This is a genomic window from Parasphingorhabdus sp., assembly GCF_965233695.1.
Classification (GTDB): domain Bacteria; phylum Pseudomonadota; class Alphaproteobacteria; order Sphingomonadales; family Sphingomonadaceae; genus Parasphingorhabdus.
In genome coordinates this window covers 300,704-318,957 of sequence record NZ_OZ247497.1, presented here as the reverse complement: position 1 = coordinate 318,957, position 18,254 = coordinate 300,704, and the positions used below count along the sequence as shown (strand labels likewise).

Annotated in this window: 17 protein-coding genes; 7 read left to right on the top strand and 10 right to left on the bottom strand. The window is 53.5% G+C overall.

Annotated features, from left to right (window positions below):
* Positions 1-4: 4 nt before the first annotated feature.
* The 3 genes from ACO6S1_RS01480 to ACO6S1_RS01470 are packed head-to-tail and all read left to right on the top strand — an operon-like array spanning position 5 to position 3,266.
* Complete coding sequence (locus ACO6S1_RS01480; protein WP_422344596.1) at positions 5-925, top strand: ABC transporter permease; 921 nt, start codon at positions 5-7, stop codon at positions 923-925.
* The gene (locus tag ACO6S1_RS01475) at positions 922-1,722 is read left to right on the top strand and encodes an ABC transporter permease (protein WP_422344595.1); all 801 of its coding nucleotides are present in this window, start codon (positions 922-924) and stop codon (positions 1,720-1,722) included. The genes ACO6S1_RS01480 and ACO6S1_RS01475 overlap by 4 nt, the downstream gene beginning before the upstream one ends.
* Positions 1,719-3,266, top strand: coding sequence for an ATP-binding cassette domain-containing protein (locus ACO6S1_RS01470; RefSeq protein WP_422344594.1), 1,548 nt, complete (start codon positions 1,719-1,721; stop codon positions 3,264-3,266). The genes ACO6S1_RS01475 and ACO6S1_RS01470 overlap by 4 nt, the downstream gene beginning before the upstream one ends.
* 82 nt (positions 3,267-3,348) lie before the next feature.
* Here ACO6S1_RS01470 and ACO6S1_RS01465 read toward each other — a convergent pair whose 3' ends face one another.
* Positions 3,349-4,125, bottom strand: coding sequence for a TorF family putative porin (locus ACO6S1_RS01465; protein WP_422344593.1), 777 nt, complete (start codon positions 4,123-4,125; stop codon positions 3,349-3,351).
* A gap of 268 nt (positions 4,126-4,393) precedes the next feature.
* Between ACO6S1_RS01465 and ACO6S1_RS01460 the strand changes: the two genes are divergently transcribed.
* A complete protein-coding gene (locus tag ACO6S1_RS01460) occupies positions 4,394-4,753 on the top strand; it encodes a hypothetical protein (protein WP_422344592.1) in 360 nt (119 codons plus the stop codon).
* Between the two features lie 5 nt (positions 4,754-4,758).
* Here the strand turns inward: ACO6S1_RS01460 and ACO6S1_RS01455 are convergent, their stop codons facing one another.
* From ACO6S1_RS01455 to ACO6S1_RS01435, 5 genes are all read right to left on the bottom strand, one after another.
* Positions 4,759-6,054 carry a mechanosensitive ion channel family protein gene (locus ACO6S1_RS01455; protein ID WP_422344591.1) on the bottom strand — a complete coding sequence of 432 codons (1,296 nt, stop codon included), beginning with the start codon at positions 6,052-6,054 and terminating at the stop codon, positions 4,759-4,761.
* Entirely contained in the window at positions 6,051-7,250 is a 1,200-nt protein-coding gene (gene metC / locus ACO6S1_RS01450; protein ID WP_422344590.1) for a cystathionine beta-lyase, read from the bottom strand. The genes ACO6S1_RS01455 and metC overlap by 4 nt, the downstream gene beginning before the upstream one ends.
* A 25-nt stretch (positions 7,251-7,275) precedes the next feature.
* On the bottom strand, positions 7,276-8,112 hold the full coding sequence (sseA, locus tag ACO6S1_RS01445; protein WP_422344589.1) for a 3-mercaptopyruvate sulfurtransferase: 837 nt from the start codon (positions 8,110-8,112) through the stop codon (positions 7,276-7,278).
* 136 nt (positions 8,113-8,248) lie between these two features.
* Complete coding sequence (locus tag ACO6S1_RS01440) at positions 8,249-9,778, bottom strand: cryptochrome/photolyase family protein (protein WP_422344588.1); 1,530 nt, start codon at positions 9,776-9,778, stop codon at positions 8,249-8,251.
* A gap of 55 nt (positions 9,779-9,833) precedes the next feature.
* Positions 9,834-11,225: a hypothetical protein gene (locus ACO6S1_RS01435; RefSeq protein ID WP_422344587.1), complete on the bottom strand. Its 1,392-nt coding sequence runs from the start codon at positions 11,223-11,225 to the stop codon at positions 9,834-9,836.
* 105 nt (positions 11,226-11,330) lie between these two features.
* Here ACO6S1_RS01435 and queF point away from each other — a divergent pair, with 105 nt between their 5' ends.
* The 3 genes from queF (at position 11,331) to ACO6S1_RS01420 (ending at position 13,421) form a co-directional block, all read left to right on the top strand.
* Positions 11,331-11,801, top strand: a complete 471-nt coding sequence (gene queF / locus ACO6S1_RS01430; RefSeq protein ID WP_422344586.1) for a preQ(1) synthase — start codon at positions 11,331-11,333, stop codon at positions 11,799-11,801.
* A 1-nt stretch (position 11,802) separates the two neighbouring features.
* Positions 11,803-12,891: a glutathione S-transferase family protein gene (locus ACO6S1_RS01425; protein ID WP_422344585.1), complete on the top strand. Its 1,089-nt coding sequence runs from the start codon at positions 11,803-11,805 to the stop codon at positions 12,889-12,891.
* A 128-nt stretch (positions 12,892-13,019) separates the two neighbouring features.
* Positions 13,020-13,421 (top strand): acyl-CoA thioesterase, encoded by a 402-nt coding sequence (locus tag ACO6S1_RS01420; RefSeq protein WP_422344584.1) that lies wholly within the window; start codon positions 13,020-13,022, stop codon positions 13,419-13,421.
* 9 nt (positions 13,422-13,430) lie between these two features.
* Here the strand turns inward: ACO6S1_RS01420 and ACO6S1_RS01415 are convergent, their stop codons facing one another.
* From ACO6S1_RS01415 to hflC, 4 genes are all read right to left on the bottom strand, one after another.
* Positions 13,431-15,011 carry a helicase HerA-like domain-containing protein gene (locus ACO6S1_RS01415; protein ID WP_422344583.1) on the bottom strand — a complete coding sequence of 527 codons (1,581 nt, stop codon included), beginning with the start codon at positions 15,009-15,011 and terminating at the stop codon, positions 13,431-13,433.
* Between the two features lie 106 nt (positions 15,012-15,117).
* On the bottom strand, positions 15,118-16,656 hold the full coding sequence (locus ACO6S1_RS01410) for a Do family serine endopeptidase (protein ID WP_422344582.1): 1,539 nt from the start codon (positions 16,654-16,656) through the stop codon (positions 15,118-15,120).
* A gap of 298 nt (positions 16,657-16,954) precedes the next feature.
* The gene (locus ACO6S1_RS01405) at positions 16,955-17,374 is read right to left on the bottom strand and encodes a nuclear transport factor 2 family protein (RefSeq protein WP_422344581.1); all 420 of its coding nucleotides are present in this window, start codon (positions 17,372-17,374) and stop codon (positions 16,955-16,957) included.
* 39 nt (positions 17,375-17,413) lie between these two features.
* Positions 17,414-18,253 (bottom strand): protease modulator HflC, encoded by an 840-nt coding sequence (gene hflC, locus ACO6S1_RS01400; RefSeq protein ID WP_422344580.1) that lies wholly within the window; start codon positions 18,251-18,253, stop codon positions 17,414-17,416.
* Between the last annotated feature and the right edge of the window lies 1 nt (position 18,254).

The window sequence follows — 18,254 nt, the reverse complement described above, 5'->3', positions numbered from 1 at the left end:
CAAGATGTTAGCGTTGGTCGCAAGGCGGTTGATGACAGCGATCCCAACGCTGCTCGCGATCATATTGGCTTCATTCTTTCTTATGCGGCTGGCACCCGGCGGACCTTTTGACGGAGAGCGCCCGCTTCCGCCCGAGACTCAAGCCGCTCTTCAAGCCGCCTATGGATTGGATAAACCGCTTTGGGAGCAGGCGTGGCTTTACATATCGCGATTGGTGCAGGGCGATTTTGGACCATCGCTCGTCTATCGCGATTTTACCGTTTCAGAACTTGTGGCGCAGGGTTTGCCGATATCACTGACTCTTGGCGGTCTGGCGATATTATTGGCTATGCTGATTGGTATATCTGCAGGACTATTTGCCGCGGTGAACGCGGGTAAGGCCTTGGACAAGGCGGTCATGATGCTGGCGACCGTAGCGACGGCATTGCCAACATTTGTGACCGGCCCAGCACTGGCGCTTTTTTTCGGATTATGGCTGGGGCTGTTGCCAGTTTCGGGAACGGGCGAAGGCGGGGCTTGGTTGATCATGCCAGTGGTTGCGCTGGCGCTGCCGGTATCAGGTGCAATCGCGAAATTGACCAGAGCGGGCTTGGCGACGGTGCTGAAGCAGGACCATATCCGCACCGCACGCGCGCGCGGTTTATCCGAACCAAAGATTTTGTTCAAACATGGCTTGCGTCCGGCGCTTGTTCCGGTGGCCAGTTATCTTGGGCCTGCGGCGGCTGGGTTGCTCACCGGCGCGGTGGTGGTCGAGACCGTTTTCGGCCTGCCCGGTCTGGGACGATATTTTGTTCAGGGGGCACTCAATCGGGACTATCCCTTGGTGCTTGGTGTCGTCACGCTTTATGCGGCGCTAATCATCCTGTTCAATCTGTTTGCGGACCTGATTTACGGCTGGCTCGATCCGCGGATGCGGGAAGAATGAAGGCGCTGTGCAAACGTGATCACTGGCCGCTTTGGGTGGTGCTAACGCTGATAGGATTGGCGCTGGTACTCCCCGCTATCCTGCCATGGAACTATGAAGAGATCGACTGGGATGCCGTCCGTGCGCCGGCTTTTAGTGGATCCCATATTCTCGGCACAGACGAAATTGGCCGCGACCGTCTGGCGCGTCTGGCAGCCGGGACGCAGGTTACATTGATGGTTGCTATTGCCGCAGCCCTGGTGTCGTTGATCGTCGGGATAGCGTGGGGCGCAACCGCAGGTTGGATGGGCGGGAAAGTTGATGAGGCGATGATGCGATTTGTCGATGCGCTCTATGCGCTGCCTTTCATGTTCATCGTGATCCTGTTGATGGTAATCTTCGGCCGGTCGATATTGCTAGTTTTCGTCGGTATCGGTCTGGTGGAGTGGCTTACCATGGCGCGAGTGGTGCGAGGGCAGGTCATGGCACTCAAACAGCGGCCGTTCATTCTTGCCGCCGAAGCCGCAGGTACTTCGCCTTTTACGATCATCCTGAAACATATCCTGCCCAATATCGCCGGTGTGGCGCTGGCCTATCTCATGCTAACTGTACCGTCGGTCGTGATGGTTGAAAGCTTTCTGTCTTTCCTCGGGCTTGGAGTTCAGGAGCCGCTCACCTCCCTTGGTATATTGGTCAAGGAAGGAGCGGATGACATGGACATGACGCCGCTGGGACTTCTGTTGCCAGGCGGATTGCTTGTTATATTGCTGGTCTGCCTCACAATTGAAGGCGAACGCCTTCGGGACACATATTCATGAGCGTTTATGAAATACGCGACATGGCGATCCAGATTGCAGGGAAGCGGCTGGTGGAAGGCGTTAACATCTCCGTCGAAGCTGGCAAATGCACGACGATTATCGGCGCCTCGGGTTCTGGAAAAAGCCTCTCCTGTCTTTCTCCATTCGGCCTGACGCCAGGTGAGGTTTCAGGGTCCGTCAAGCTTGGCGGGATTGATCTAACGCGCGCCAATGCCAACGAGATGCTTAGAGCAAGGAGCCGAATGACCGGCTTTGTATTTCAACAGCCTTTGACCGCACTGACACCCCATTTGACTATTGGCGCGCAATTGCTGGAAGCGGCTACCCAAGCTGGAAAATTGCCACCGTCACGGCATGAACTTGCGCAAATGCTGGAGCGTGTCGGCTTGTCACGCGCTGACGAGCGGTTGGACCAATTTCCGCATCGCCTGTCCGGTGGCGAGCGGCAGCGGGTGATGATTGCCGCTGCGATTGCTCACCAGCCCAAGTTGCTGATTGCAGATGAACCCACAAGCGCTCTGGATGCCAGTTTGCGGGGTGAGATTATGACGCTGCTAGACGAGTTGCGCGCCGAGCAGGGGCTGGCAATGCTGTTGGTCAGTCATGATCTCGCTTCGGTTGAGGGCCATTCGGATAATCTGATCGTTATGGAGCGGGGCCGCGTGGTAGAAAGCGGTCCTACGGCGCAAGTCATTGCCCATCCGCAAAAGGATTATACAAGGCGTTTAATGGCAGCAACGCCGCGCATGACCGAACCTGCGCCGGATTTGCCCGTTGTTGGCGCTGAATTGATGGACGCCGAGGCCGTGACCGTTACATTCCCGCGTCCGGGATGGCGGCGCGGCACGATAGATGCCGTTGTGGATGCGAGCATTACCGTGCGCGAAGGCGAAGCGTTGGCCATTGTTGGTGGCTCGGGATCCGGTAAATCGACCTTGGGTAGAGCCATCGCAGGCATTGGCCACCTGACATCGGGAACTATCAGCTGGCAAGATGCAGTTTTGCCCGCACGCCGCGGCCGAAGCCTGGCCATGCGCAGGATGATCCAGCCGGTTTTTCAGGATCCGGTGGCGAGTCTTGACCCTCAATGGAAGGTTCAAGACATAGTTGCGGAACCGGTAAAAAATCTGCGTCCAGATGTTGTTCGTACCGATCGTGATGAGATGGTCAGCAAGGCACTGAAAGATGTCGGACTTGGCAATGATTATCTCGAGCGGATGCCGGCCAGTCTTTCCGGTGGCCAAGCCCAACGTGTGGCCATTGCACGCGCGATGATCGCTCGTCCGCAAATGCTGGTTCTCGATGAGGCGACCTCGGCGCTCGATCCGCTCGTGGGACACGCGATTTTGCAATTGCTGGCCGAGTTACAGAATCTCTATGGTCTCAGCATCATCTTCATTACGCATGACATTGCCTCGGCCCGGCGGTTATGTCATCGGATTGTGGTTCTGGATGAAGGCCGCGTTATTGAAACCGGAGAAATGGCAAAGGTGATCAGCAGTCCGAAAGCCCACATCACAAAGCAATTGATCGCAGCTAGTTAACATAGGCCAAAAAAAGGCCGCTCTGCCCCCAGAACGGCCTTCTTTGTATGACGAACCTTGTGTGAATTCAAACCCGAAGGGTTTAGAAAGATACGCCCAGAGTAAATACAACAGCACTATCCGTGAAATTGTTGACGGATGGCGCATCGGTATCGGTGTAAGCAACGCTGGCCGTCAGGTTTTCCGTGATTGCCCAATCGGCACCCAGGGTCCAGTCGATGTAATTATCATCGCCAAAGACTCCCACCGGGTTGCCCAGTGAACCGTCATTGATACCGATATTCGCGTTGAGCGAGATCGGTGTATTCGGGATACCGCCTGAAATGCCTGTATAGATATAGACATTGTCGCTATCGCCGAGGCTCGCCTGAGACCAGGCATAGGCAATACCGGTGGTCAGTTCGACTGGACCAAGGGTGGTTGAAACCGATGCATAAGGCTCAAGATAATCGCTTGGGCCGGCAGCGCCGCCTTCACCGTTTGGGTAAATGTAATAAAGTAAGCCAACGTCAAGGGTCAGGCCATCGGTTACATCGCCGGACCAACCGCCATAGATATCCAATTCGGTGTGTCCGAATGTCGCGCTGTCTTCAATAGAAGAAGCCCAGGTGCCGATGTAGAAACCGCTTTCGTGAGCAACATCAATGCCGCCTTGAACAGCAATGTCACCGTCTGAGAAAGACAGGCCGCGGAAACGATAATCTGATGTGAGTGCAGCGTTGCCGGAAATGGTAATTCCGCTGCCTTCCACTTCCTGAGCGAAGGCGGGAGCTGCCGTTGTAGCTAGCAAAATAGCTGAAAGACCGATGATCCCCGATTTGGCTTTATTGCCGAGTGTAGTTTTTGTGGACGTGCGCATGAAAATCCCTTTCTGGTTGATGCGTATCGCCCCTCCTGGAATTTGTCCCGGTTGTCTTTTTATTGCGCCAGTAGAGCCAGCGGCAGACAATCTCAAAACATGCATTAAAAAACTGCAACATATTGCTGCGTTGCACAACAGAAAAATGACAGCAAAGATGACATATTTTGATAGTGTGGCAATCCAGCCACATGTGTTGTGTTCGCGGCACCAATGCTTGTTTAGAGCTTGTTAACTATGAGTATCTATCCCTGCGAACATGTCGAAAATGGATTCCATTGAACAAGCAAATGGTGGGAGTGATCCCTTTGCAGAGAGCTTTGCTCGCCTGAAAGCCGTCGAATCGGTGGCTGGGCTTGTCGCCAATATGGCCGGATCATCCGAGGCGGGCAATTTTATACTGAACGATGCCGCATCCATGGAACGGGCATATCATGATAGTTTTCCGATGACCCGGAAGCGCTTTGATCGCGGATGCGATGATTTGGCAAAAATGGCGCAGTCAGGGGCCAAGGCTTTACTACAACTCAAGTCGGCCGGAAGAAGCCACATCACTGTCGCTGCCGGGCGATTGATGCGCGAAATCCATATGACGGGTCATCAGACTTTGGATCTGCTCCAGAAATAAAACGGCTATTCGGTGGAAAGCCCGACCGTTCCTTTTTCAGGGAGTGATTTGACGTGGACATCACGTTGCGGGAACGGGATTTCGATGTCATTTTCTTTGAACAAGTCCCACACCCGTTTGAGGACGGCTGCTTTGAAATTGCCAACGCCTGACTGCGGATCATTGATCCAGCAGCGAATTTCAAAATTCACACTGTTGTCGCCAAATTCCAGCATCCAGACAACCGGCTTCGGGTGATTGAGGACCCGCGGAACATCGACGCAGGCTTGTTTCATCAATTCGATTACCTGGTCCATATCGCTATTATAGGAAACACCCACCGGTATGCTGATTCGGACATTTTTATTGGAATAGGACCAGTTCTCAACCTCCTGGGTCATCAGGTTTTCGTTCGGGATCAAATGCTCCTTACCCTCGCGGGTCAGAACCGAGACCGCCCTGACGCCAATCTTGTTGACCCAGCCAAAACTGTCGCCAACCGCTATCACGTCACCCGGCTTGATCGAGCGGTCCATCAGCAGGATGATACCGGCAATCAGATTACCGATGGTCTTCTGCATCCCGAAGCCGATGGCAAGGCCAAATGCGCCTGAGAAGACGGCTAGAGCGGTGAGGTCGATACCCAGGACATCCAGGCCGAGCATGAAGGCCGCGGCCAATATGGCGACAGTGGCGAGCTTTTGGCCGAGTACTTTTTGCGCGCCGTCGAGATCGCTATTGCCGATCACATGGGTGACGAGCTTCATCAATACTCGCGCAACGGCGAGCAGGATAACCGCTGTCATGATGGTCGTCACAACAGCGAGCAGGGAAATCCGGTTGGTGCCGACGTCAATTCCAACGCGTTCCAACGCTGTGGTGATACGATCGATATTGCCGACCAGACCAAGCGCTGCCGATATGAAAACCGTAAGCCCCATGGTTGTTCCCAGCCAGTCCGGCATGCGAACACCGCGAATCAAGTCATTGGTAAACAGCCCCATAGTGATCGCTATGGTCAGCGCAAAAATAACCTGGGGGATGAGCTGCCATTCCCAGATCGCCAGAAAAAAGCCGCACAGGATGAAGGTCGTCGCTCGCCGCGTCATATCGCGAATACGCCGTCCGGCCAGTTCGCTCTCATAGCCCGCCCGGGTTTCCCAGATATTCCTCAATTTGGGGCCGATATATCGGCTAAGCAACCAGCCCGCGAAGAGCGCAAACGCCACTAAGCCAGCAGCAACAGCACTTTCGATATATTGCACGTTGCTAGGAGTGTCTGGCGCTAGCGATTCAAGATAGTCGAGAATTTGCTCCATCATGGTAAAACATTGTTATAGTGTTCAAAGGCTTTGGCAAGATCAGCGATCAAATCATCGGAATCTTCAAGACCTATATTTAACCGCACCAACGCCCCTTTCATCGTCCAATCTGTTGCAGTGCGATATTTGCCGGGATCGACGGGCAGCGCGAGGCTTTCAAATCCACCCCAACTATAACCGATGCCAAAGAGGGCCAGTGCATCAATGAACGCAGCGCGCGATCCCTCATTTCCCTCAGCAAGCGCAAACGAAAATAGTCCGGATGATCCTTTGAAGTCGCGTTTCCAGATTTCATGCCCCGGACAGTCGGGCAGGGCAGGGTGCAACACTTTGCTGACTTCGGGGCGCTCTTTCAGCCAATGCGCAACAGCAAGAGCCGATTGCTCGTGCTGTTTTAACCTGACTTCCAGCGTCCTTAGTCCGCGAGCCGCGAGATAAGCGTCATCGGGCGAAACAACCTGGCCCAGCTGCTGTGCGGTTCGCCTTAACCGCGTCCAGTATTTGTCATGTGTCGTCGCAGCGCCCATCATTACATCGCTGTGCCCGACGATATATTTTGTGGCGGCGACAATGCTAATGTCGATGCCTTGTTCAAGCGCCGGAAAGAAACGCGACGTGGCCCATGTGTTGTCGAGCAGCGTGACGATGCCGGCATCTTTGGCTACACTGCAGATTGCGGGCACATCCTGTACCTCAAAGGTTAAACTGCCGGGGCTCTCAAGCAATATTGCTCGTGTTTTATCCGAGATTAATGTTGCGATGTCCGCGCCGATGAGAGGGTCATAATAGCGCGCGGTGATACCCATGCGTTTCAGGAAGTTATCGGCATAGCTACGGCTGGGGTCATAACTGCTGTCGGTCAGCAGCACTTCATCGCCGGGCTTGAGCACTGCCAACATGGCACCGGCAATGGCAGCGACGCCAGAAGGATAGAGCATAGTGCCCGCTGCTCCCGGCTCCATCTCGGTCAGCGCCTCGGCCAATGACCACTGGGTTGGTGATCCGCGCCTGCCGTAAAAGAACCGGCCGTCTTCGTTTGACGATAAGCCTGACCTTAAATCCGCGACGCTATCATATAGATGCGTACTCGCGCGCCAGACCGGCGGGTTTACCACCGCGCCGGTCCATTCCTTGCGCCGGCCGCTGGTAACCGCTCTTGTTGCCGGTGTGTTGGATTTTTGCGGGCTATCGGTCACTCATTGTTCCAATAGCTTGTGATAATCAGGCTGTTGCTTTGGGCGTGTCCGCGTCTGCACCCCATTCGGACCAACTGCCGTCATAAAGTGCGACTTTTTCACCGCCAGCCAAGGCTGCCGCGAATGAAACCACTGCGGCGGTCATTCCGGAACCGCAGGTGGTTACAACCGGCTTGCCGAGATCAACACCGGCGTCATCAAACAGGGCTTTCAATTCATCGGCGCTTTTCCAGGTGCCATCGGCATTGAAAAACTCGCTGTGAGGAATATTTACCGAACCGGGGATGCTGCCTGAAACTATACCAGGGCGCGGATCTTCTTCGGCGCCAGAGAAACGTCCTGCAGGCCGCGCATCAACGACTTGCTCTTCTTTGCTGTGCAGATTGGCCAGCATATCTGCCTTGGTCCGTACATCCTTGTCGTCTTTCCAAACCGTGAAATGGCGGTGACGCAGGGCTTCTTTGCCGGTTTCGAGCGGACGGCCTTCGGCCTTCCACTTGGCAATACCGCCATCTAATATCGCGACTTCATGGGCGCCGAAAATGGTCAGCATCCACCAGGCACGCGCGGCACTTTTCAGCGGACTGTCGTCATACAGCACGATGCGACTGCCATCCCCAAGACCAAGCGATTGCATACGGCTGGCAAATTTTTCCGGTGGCGGCAGCATGTTTTCAATAGGATTGCTGGTATCTGTCAGCTCGCCCAAATCCATGAAGACGGCTCCTGGGATATGGCCTGCTTCATATTCGGCAGCTGGATCGCGCCCGGCATCGGGCATGAATTTGGTTGCGTCAACAATGCGCAAATCCGATGCGCCCAGTTCATTTGCGAGCCAGTCGGTGGTTACCAGCAGTTCCATTTTATGCTCCTTGTACGCCGCCGTTTCTGTACGGCTTAATTCATCATTAGATAGCGATTCGATTATGAAAGATCGAAGCTATAACGCATTGCACAAGGAATCCACCGCTTATGTCATTTTTGAGCAAATGATTGAATTATAAGCGTTCCAGAAAAGCCGCAGCGCTGTCTCTCAGGTCATTCTGCAGGTCCGGTTCCATCTTGTTCCAGGTGCGATAAGGCATGGCGAGCCGGTTATTGTCTTTCAGCGCATCTTCATTGCGAGCCAGAAAATCCCAGTATAGCGCATTGAACGGGCAAGCATCCTTGCCTGTGCGCTGTTTGACATCATAGCGGCAATCTCCACAATGATCGGACATCTTGTTGATATAATTGCCTGAAGACGCATAGGGTTTAGAGGCAATAATGCCGCCATCGCCAAATTGGCTCATCCCCAGCGTATTGGGAAGCTCGACCCACTCATAGGCATCTGTGTAAACTTCCAGATACCATAGATGCACAGCATGGGGATCAATTCCTGCGATCAACGCGAAATTTCCGGTGATCATCAATCGCTGGATATGATGAGCGTAGGCAAGGTCGAGCGTTTGCCCAATTGCTTCCGACAGGCACAACATGTCGGTATCGCCGGTATAATAGAAGTCCGGCAGGGGGCGTTTGGCCTTCAGGAAATTACGATATGCATAGTCCGGACCTTCGCGCCAATAAATGCCGCGGACATATTCGCGCCAGCCGATAATCTGCCGAATGAAACCTTCTGCGGCGTTCAGCGGTACTTTGTCTGCAGCATAAAGATCAGCCACCTCCTGGCACAGGTCCAGAGGATCGAGCAGACCACTGTTGAGATAGGGGGAAAGGATCGAGTGCCAGAGAAACGGCTCACCGGTCAGCATTGCATCTTGATAGTCGCCAAATTGCGCCAGTGCGTGATCGAGAAATTGTCGCCGTTGCCGCAAAGCCTCTTCATGCGTGACGGCAAAATGGAAATGATCAAGAGATCCCGGGTGATCCGAAAATCTCTTCGCGACCAGATCCAAAACCTCTTGCGTCACCGCATCGGGTTGAAATCGGATTGGCTGCGGCATCGTCAGATCAGTTTTCGCCGGCTTGCGGTTTTCCGCGTCATAGTTCCATTTGCCGCCTTCGGGTTTGCCATCCTCGTCAAGCAACAGTCCCGTTTTGCGGCGCATCTCTCGATAGAAAAATTCCATCCGCAACTGTTTCTTGCCCTCGGCCCAGTTGTCGAAATCCTGGTGCGTCGCAACGAAGCGTTGATCGGGGCATATGGTAACGGGAAGATCGTACTGGTCTTGCCAGTTCTCGATCATCGCCATCACGCGCCATTCACCGGCTTCTGTAATCCGGATGGCGCCAATATCATGGCGTTCCAGCGCACGTGCGATTTCACCGGAAAAGCTGCCTGCGTTATCGGGTGCATCAAGCTTCACATAGTCAACGGTCCAGCCTCGTTCTTGTAACGCCGCCGCATGATGGCGCATGGCAGATAAGATATAGGCTATCTTGGCTTTATGATGCTTTACGTAAGTGGTTTCCGCATCCACCTCCATCATCAACAATACGCAATTATCAGGTTCTTGGTCCGACAAGGATGAGATATCGCGCGACAGCTGATCGCCGAGAATCGGAATTAGGGTCTTTTTTGTCATGCAGCAGACATGCCACAGAAGCCTTCCGGGTACAGTCTGTGCTTTGGTACATTTGCTAGGCCTTCAAAGCCCGTTGTCCAACGGGGCCAAAGCTGCCTGGGCCTAGATCGAGGCGGAATGGAGCCATTTTTGGCCGTGGTGGATCATATTCGCGACCGACAATGAATGATGCCATTTGCTGCAATTCCGAGCCATCCTGACCATGATAATCTGCGACAAAGCGGGCCAGCGGGATGAACAGAGCCTGTGATTTGAATGTGATCGGTCGGATAGCATTGAGCGGTAGACGGATGTTACCGGTCAATTCCACGGTTTCGCCTGGTGAAAGGGTCTCGATTTTTTCCAACAGGTCATCACTCTTGACCTTGCCGCTTCTGACCGTTTCGGTGTCAGCTTGCATCATGGCACCGGATAGCCGGATATCGCGCAATTCCTGATCCGACCGGTTGGTCAGTGTGATGGCATAATCCAAAACAGCATTTAACAAAGTCGACGAAGCGCCGCTGGCGGTAAAGGTGATTTGCAAATAATCGGCTTGCGGGGTGCTGGTTGCGGCCTTTTGCGCCGGCGGCGATGTAGGGAGCGGAGGCTTTGTGTTCACCGTCGGTGAAGGTTTCGGAGCAACACCGATTTTGGATGTTACAAAGCCATTGGAATCAACAGCCGCGGGTTTCTGTTGCTCCGCTGGATTGGGCGGCGAATAGATTTTGGGTGCTGGCTTGCGCGGAGTGGGTTCAGGATCGACGTCCGTCAAAGTTTCAGGCTCGTCCGCCATCTCAATATTTCCAGGTTTCTCTGCGCTTCTCCGTCGCCACAGATGAAAACCGGCACCGCAAAACAACAATAAGACGATCGCCCCGGCGGCATAATAGAGAATTGTGTTTGTAGTAGCGGCTGCAGGACGGGCCGATATTGGCGGAGATTCTGTCGCAATATCGGACGAGGCAGGTTTTGCAGCAGTGTTTTGATTGGGTAGCTCAGTGGAGAAGCCGGGCGTCGGCTGACTTTCGCCGGCAGACGGCGTAGCCGGCATGGGCGCCGTAACAGTTGATCGGGCTTCGGGTTGCGAGGCGACGCTGGTGGGCGGATTGCCTTGTGGGCTGGTTTCTGAAGGGGCCGAGGCTTGAGGCAAGGGGCGTACGGAAGCGGGTTGGAGGTCAGTTGGCGCACCTGACAGGCCATTATTCTGCACCGGCACAGCTTGTGGCGGGGCCGCATTCTCCTCCACGGGCCCCTCAGCGCTGTTGTCCGGTGCTGTCTGATTATCCCCCGGGGGTAGTGAATAGTCACTAACCGAAGGCAGCTCCGGCGGTGGTTCAGGCGGCAATTGCCTTGGAACAGCCTGTGCATGCACGGGAGGCATGGCGGTTGATATGCCGAACATACCAACCGACATGATTGCCAGCAATCCTGCACGCATCATTCGTTTCATTTGATTTATTGTCATTGCCCTTTTTAACCCTGTTCCATGTTTTGCCGCCTTGTTCGCTGAACCATGAATGAATATCGGCATAGGGATGACATAAGCCGCCCCGTGCATTAGATGACCTGCATGACAGATAATGCTCCACCGATATCCGCGCCCCGCTTTCTGGGGCAGGATAGCGCTTTGCCGGCTTCCCCTGAAGAAGCGATACTCGACTATGTACCAAATCCAAGGTCGGGCGAACTATACCTCACGCGCTTTGCGGTGCCTGAATTTACCTCGCTTTGTCCGGTTACTGCGCAACCAGATTTTGCGCATCTGGTGATTGATTACGCACCGGATCAGACGATTGTAGAATCCAAATCGTTGAAGCTGTTTCTGGGATCATTCCGCAATCATGCTGCTTTTCATGAGGATTGCACAGTTGGTATCGGCCAGCGGTTATTCACCGAGATGAAGCCCAAATGGCTGCGCATCGGCGGTTATTGGTACCCGCGTGGCGGCATTCCGATTGATGTGTTCTGGCAATCCGGCGAACCACCTCAGGGCTTGTGGATTCCTGATCAGGGTGTTGCTTCTTATCGCGGGAGGGGTTGAGTTGACGCACAAGCTATATGCTGCGCCGCTATCGCTCTATTCTGGAAAGGCGCGTGCTTATCTTGACTGGAAGGATGTGGATTATGAGGAGATTCTCTCCTCCGGAGAGGTTTACAAGGATATTATCGTTCCGAAAGTCGGACGGCCGGTTATACCCGTTTTAGATACAGATGATGGCCGAACCATTCAGGATACAACCTGTATTATCGACTATTTTGAAGCAGCGGTCGGCGGGCCGTCGGTTTATCCCGATACGCCAAAGCAAAGACTGGTCGCCTTATTGCTAGAAGCATTTGGCGACGAGTGGTTGGTCATTCCGGCGATGCATTACCGTTGGAATTACAACGAGGAATGGGTTTACGGTGAATTTGGTGCGACCGCCGCCCCGGATGCCAGCAAAGAAGAACAGTTGGCAATCGGGCGTGAGCGCGGTGCCAATTTCAAAGGTTTTTGCCCTATTCTGGGTATCAACCCCGAAACGATACCAGCGATCGAGGCAAGCTATGAGGCGTTGCTGGCTGACTTGGATGCGCATTTCGCGGTTCACGATTATCTGCTCGGTTCGCGGCCATCCATCGGCGATTATGGTCTGATTGGCCCGCTTTACGCGCATCTTTATCGCGATCCGGCTTCTGGCGAGATCATGAAGAGGCTCGCGCCGCGCGTTGCAGCATGGGTTGAACGGATGGTTGATGTCAGAGCGCCTCTGTCAGGCGAATTTCTGTTAGAAGACGAGATTCCCGCAACGCTGATCCCGGTGCTTGAACGGATGATGAGCGAACAAATGCCTTTTCTTCAGACCACTGCCAATATGCTTACCGCCTGGGCAGCGACCAATCCGGATGCAGAACTCCCCCGTGCGGTCGGCATGGCAGAATTCACAATCGAGGGCATAACGGCCCAGAGAATTTCGCCGCCTTTCAGTCTGTGGATGCTACAGCGTGCCCTGAGCTATTATCAAAGTCTAAGCAACGCCAACAAACTGGCCGTCGATCAGTTTCTGTCATCGATCAAAGGCAGTGATAGCTTTCGAAAATTTGAGGAAGGCCCGCACCTCGCTTTTGAAAATTTCAAACTATCGGTTGTCTAGAACTCAATTGGTACGCAAGAGCGGTCCATCATCAAAAACTGTGTCTATTTAGCACTATATTACACCGGTGTATCGCTTTTCCGCTTTTGCCCTATGAATCGCCTGCCGCTAACATTACTGTTAGCGCCATGAGCAGCATCCCCCACCATTATAATATTGCCATAAAACCCGATGATATCGACTTCATGGGCCATGTGAACAATGCCAATTATCTGAAATGGGTGCAGGATGCTGTTGTTGCGCATTGGGAGAAAATTGCGCCTTCAGAAGCGGTCGCAACGCATCTCTGGGTGGCTCTGAAACACGAGATAACCTACCGGAAACCGGCATTTCTGGACGATGATGTGATTGCCGAGGTTTTGCTGGAAAAAGTCCATGGTGCACGTGCTTTTTACAGCACAGTGATCCGCCGGGGCGAAGATGTGCTAGCGGAAGTGCAGTCGAGCTGGTGCTGTGTCGATGCCGATACATTGCGTCCGATGCGAATCGCCAAGGATATTGTCGCCAATTTTCTTGGCAGCAAAGGCTGAGCGAAGCGCCTAGCGCATCAGTCCACCGATCAGATTGCGAACAAAACGGCCAGCTACAGGGCCGGCCAATTCGGTTGCAATCGAACCAACTGCCGACGTCACTCCGGATCGCATCGGATTAGCCCGTGATTTCTTGCCAAGCATTGTCGAGGCGGCCATGCCGGCTGCGGAACCCATGGCAACCTTTGCACCGCGGCTAAAGGCTTTTTCCCACATACTTTTGCTTTTACGGGGCTGTTTACGGACTTCCTCTTCGCCCTTTTCCTCGACCTCTTTCGCGGTTTCAGTGGCATCGATGACCTTTTGCGCCAATATCTCTTCGGCGCTCTTGCGATCTATCTCTTCGTCATATTTTCCATCATGTGGTGAAATAGACTGCATGATCGCGCGCTCTTTGGCCGTTATCGGCCCCAGACGGGAACGCGGCGGCTTGATCAATGTCCGCTGGACAATCGATGGTGCGCCATCTTCCATCAAAGTCGATACGAGAGCTTCGCCGACACGTAGCTCGGTAATCGCTTTTTCGACATCCAGATCGGGATTGATCCGGAACGTATCTGCGGCGGCCTTGATCGCTTTCTTGTCGCGAGGAGTAAAGGCACGCAGGGCGTGCTGAACGCGATTGCCGAGCTGTCCGGCAACATCCTCGGGAATATCGACCGGGTTCTGGGTAACAAAATAAACGCCAACGCCTTTGGAACGGATCAGCCGTACGACCTGCTCGATCTTGTCTTCCAGCGCCTTGGGTGCGTCTTCGAATAACAAGTGAGCTTCATCAAAGAAGAAGACCAGTTTCGGTTTTTCCGGGTCACCAACTTCGGGCAGCGTCTCAAACAGTTCGGCCAGAAGCCAAAGCAGGAAGGTCGCATAAAGCTTTGGACTGCGCATCAACTGGTCAGCGGCCAGCACGTTGATATAGCCGCGGCCCTGATCATCACATTTGATGAAATCATCGATTTCCAGCGCCGGTTCTCCAAAAAACTGACCCGCGCCCTGGCTGTCGAGTTGCAGCAACTGACGTTGGATTGCGCCGACACTGGCTTTGCTGACATTGCCATATTTGGCTGATAGCTCTTTTGCATTTTCGGACGTGTAAGCGAGCATCGATTGCAGATCGTCAAGATTCAGCAACAAAAGACCTTCTTCATCAGCAAAGCGGAAGACGATGTTGAGCACGCCTTCCTGTGTGTCGTTCAGGTCCATCAGCCGAGCCAGCAGCAATGGCCCCATCTCGGTGATAGTGGTCCGGATAGGATGGCCTTGCTTGCCATAGAGATCCCAGAATATCGCCGGATTATCGGAATAGGCATAATCAACCATGCCTAATTCTTTTGCCCGTCCTTCGAGCTTGTCGGCATGTTTGAAGGTGGAGGAGCCTGCCATTGAAATGCCGGCCAGATCGCCTTTCACATCTGCCACAAAGACTGGTACACCATTGGCGGAAAAACTCTCGGCCAGGCCTTGCAGCGTCACGGTTTTACCGGTTCCGGTGGCACCGGCAATCAGGCCATGGCGATTGGCGCGCTTGAGGTTCAGGCTTTGACGCTCATCGCCGCCCAATCCCAAAAATATTTCTGTTGCGCTACTCATTCCCGAATCCCCTCAATCATTTGTTTTTGAAAGATATCCTTCACCATACAAAAAGGCCAGCGCGATGCGCTGGCCTTTGGGTAATGTTACAATTGACTTGGAGATATTAGCCTTGGTCGTTGAGCCGGACGGCGACGAAACGCGGATCACGGGACCCACGTTTAACCTGCAGTAAAACAGCTTCCCGGTTAGACCGTTTTGCGGCGCTAATAGCGTTGTCCAAGTCAGCAGCAGAGGTAACCGGACGCCGGTTGACGCTGGTGATCATAAAGCCACGTCTGATACCTTTTTGTGCTGCATCACTGCTTGGATCCACGGTAGAAACGACAACACCTTTCTGGGATGCTGAAACACCGATCTGCCGCGCAATCGCAGGCGTCAGATCGACGACCGATAATCCCAAAGCCTCGGCTGTTGCCTCTGCGCTGGAACCGTCTTCATCGGTACCCATGGGGTCTTCTGCATCGGGATCGAAGGTACTTGTTGCCAATTCTTCTTCTGAAGGACGCTTGCCCAGTGTCGCATTAACTTTGACCATTTTGCCGTCTCGGAGCAGCTCGATTGGAACCTTTGTTCCTACTGGCAAATTCGCGACCAGAAACGACAGGGTCTGATCCGGCGTGACGTCGCGGCCGTTGACTTTCACGATGACATCGCCAGCTTGAATACCGGCTTTAGATGCCCCTTCACCCGGCACAACGCTCTGGATAAACTCTCCGCGATTTTTGGGAAGACCCAAAGAATCTGCAAGGTCTTCGGTCAATGGGCTAATCTGCACACCAAGATAACCGCGTTCAATTTTTTCGCCTTTGCGCAACGTATTGACGATTGGCACAGCAACTTCCGCAGGGATAGCAAAACCGATTCCGACATTGCCGCCAGTTGGTGAAATGATCGCGTTGTTAATGCCGATGACATTGCCGTTCAGGTCAAACATTGGTCCGCCACTATTGCCGCGGTTGATTGAAGCATCCGTTTGCAGGAAGCGGTCATAGGCACCGCCTTGCCCGGTATTACGATGAATAGCAGATACGATACCGGTGGTCACCGTTCCGCCGAGACCGAAGGGATTGCCGATTGCGATCACCCAGTCACCGACACGGGCGCTTTCACTATCACCAAATTTGACGAACGGTAGATCTTTGTCAGCATTGATTTTCAGAACCGCAATGTCAGAAGCAGGATCGCGGCCGACCAAGGTGGCTTCATATTCGGTGCGATCCGGCATGATCACTGTAATTGTTTCAATTGTCGCGTTGCGATTGCCTGGGGCGACCACATGGTTGTTGGTGACAACATAGCCATCGGCGGAAATAATGAAGCCGGAGCCCAGCGATTGGGCTTCGCGAGTTTGATTGCCGCCACCGCCACCACGGCGATTGCCGAACAGGCCATCAAATGGCGTGCCAGCAAATGGGTTATTGTTCACTCGGACTCTTTGTGTGGTGGAAATGTTGACCACCGCAGGTTGAAGTTGCTCGGTCAGATCGGCAAAGCTCATCGGCGCACCCGCACGCGGTGCGGCGGCTCTCATGGCCTCACTGTCATTGGCAGCTACCTGAGCTCCAGCGGACCCGACGCCGGTCAGCGTCGCGGCACTTCCCGCTAAAAGCAATGCTGCTGAAATCCCGTAAGCGTAACGCACTATATATTCCTCTCAATTAATAGACATCGGCGATGAACGCTCGACATCAAACTCGTTCACGTTTGCGTAAATAACTGCCGCAAAATTTATGAACCGAATTTGAATACTAACACAGTCAATCCTTAACATCAGCCATATGATATCCGTTTTCGATCCATTCCATAGATATTTGGGAGCGGGAAATGGCTTTCGCAAGCCAAGAATCGCTAATTTATCGAAAAAAAACATGTTTCCGCAGAAAAAACGACAAATGTAGTCGATATGGTCCGCTGGCGCTGTTTACAATTCAAGGGCCGCTCTAAAATGTGAAATCGCCATCGGTTTTGCAGTTTGGTTTTTTGCTAAAGTCGAGCGATTCATTGGCAAGCTGCGTATCAAAAAATTCGTGAACGGTTGCGATTTTACCTTCGCGAAAAGTGAAGATATGCGCGTAACGCTGATCATAGCGCTTTCCGTTCTTGGCAAGGCCTTTAGCTTCCATAATCGCCGTCGTGCCATCGGGGCCGTCGTTCATGATCTTCCACTTTTGGGCAAACTGAAATTGTTCGAAGTCCAGCGCTTCGAAAATCAGCGGCAAAATGGTTTTGAGCGCTTCAAAACTCTCATAGCGACCGGATATGATTGTGTTGCCCGAAACATTGTAGACAACATCGGGATGATGAAGCGCTTCAAACGCATCGACGTCCAACCGGGCAAGCGCCTCATAATAGGCATTCACGATATCCCGATGGGAGGCCCGGTTGGATGTCAAAGCGATTTATCTGCCTCGGAACTGGCGCAGATATTCATTATCTGGTGACAGTACGAATGAAGAGCTAGGATCGCCTTCCTGTCCTCTGCGGAAGGTGGTTTCATAGCTTTTCATCGCGCGGTAAAAATCATAAAAATCCGCATCTTTGCCGAAGCTTTCCGCGTAGGTTCTCGCCGCACTCGCGTCTGCTTCCGCGCGAATAATCTGAGCTTGCTTGGCACCTTGCGCCTTGATCGTACGAGCTTCCTGTTCACGCGCAGTCCGCATGCGCTGATAGGCGCTTTCCAGCGGTGTACCGTCCGGGAGATCGGCGCGTTTGATCCGCACATCGACAATCTCGGCGCCATATTGGCGTGCTACCCGGTTCAGGCCGGTGCGGATATTGTCCATAACCTGACCGCGTTCAGGGCTAAGCAAAGCAGCAAATGGCCGCTTGCCGAGCTCGTTTCGCAAGGCTGAACCCAAGATTGGGCGCAGCTCGTCGGCTACGCGAGCCTCATTGCCGGCCGCGATGAACATCCGAAGCGGATCGGTGATGCGGAAACGCGCAAAGGCATCGACCTGCAGACGCAACTGATCGGTGGACAGCACTTGTTGCTGTTCCATTTCAACATCCAATATCCGTTTGTCGATCCACTCTACCTGTTCGAAGAACGGAATTTTGGGGAGCAATCCGGCGCCCGTCTGGCCGAAGGGTACATTGTCCTGATAACGGTTGATGATCCGCACCGGTTCACCAAAACGAACAACCACGCCCTGTCGGGTCTCGGGCACTATGATCAGTGTGTTAAACAGGATCAAGATCAGGCCAAAAGCGATTACGCTAAGGGCGACTGGATTTTTCATG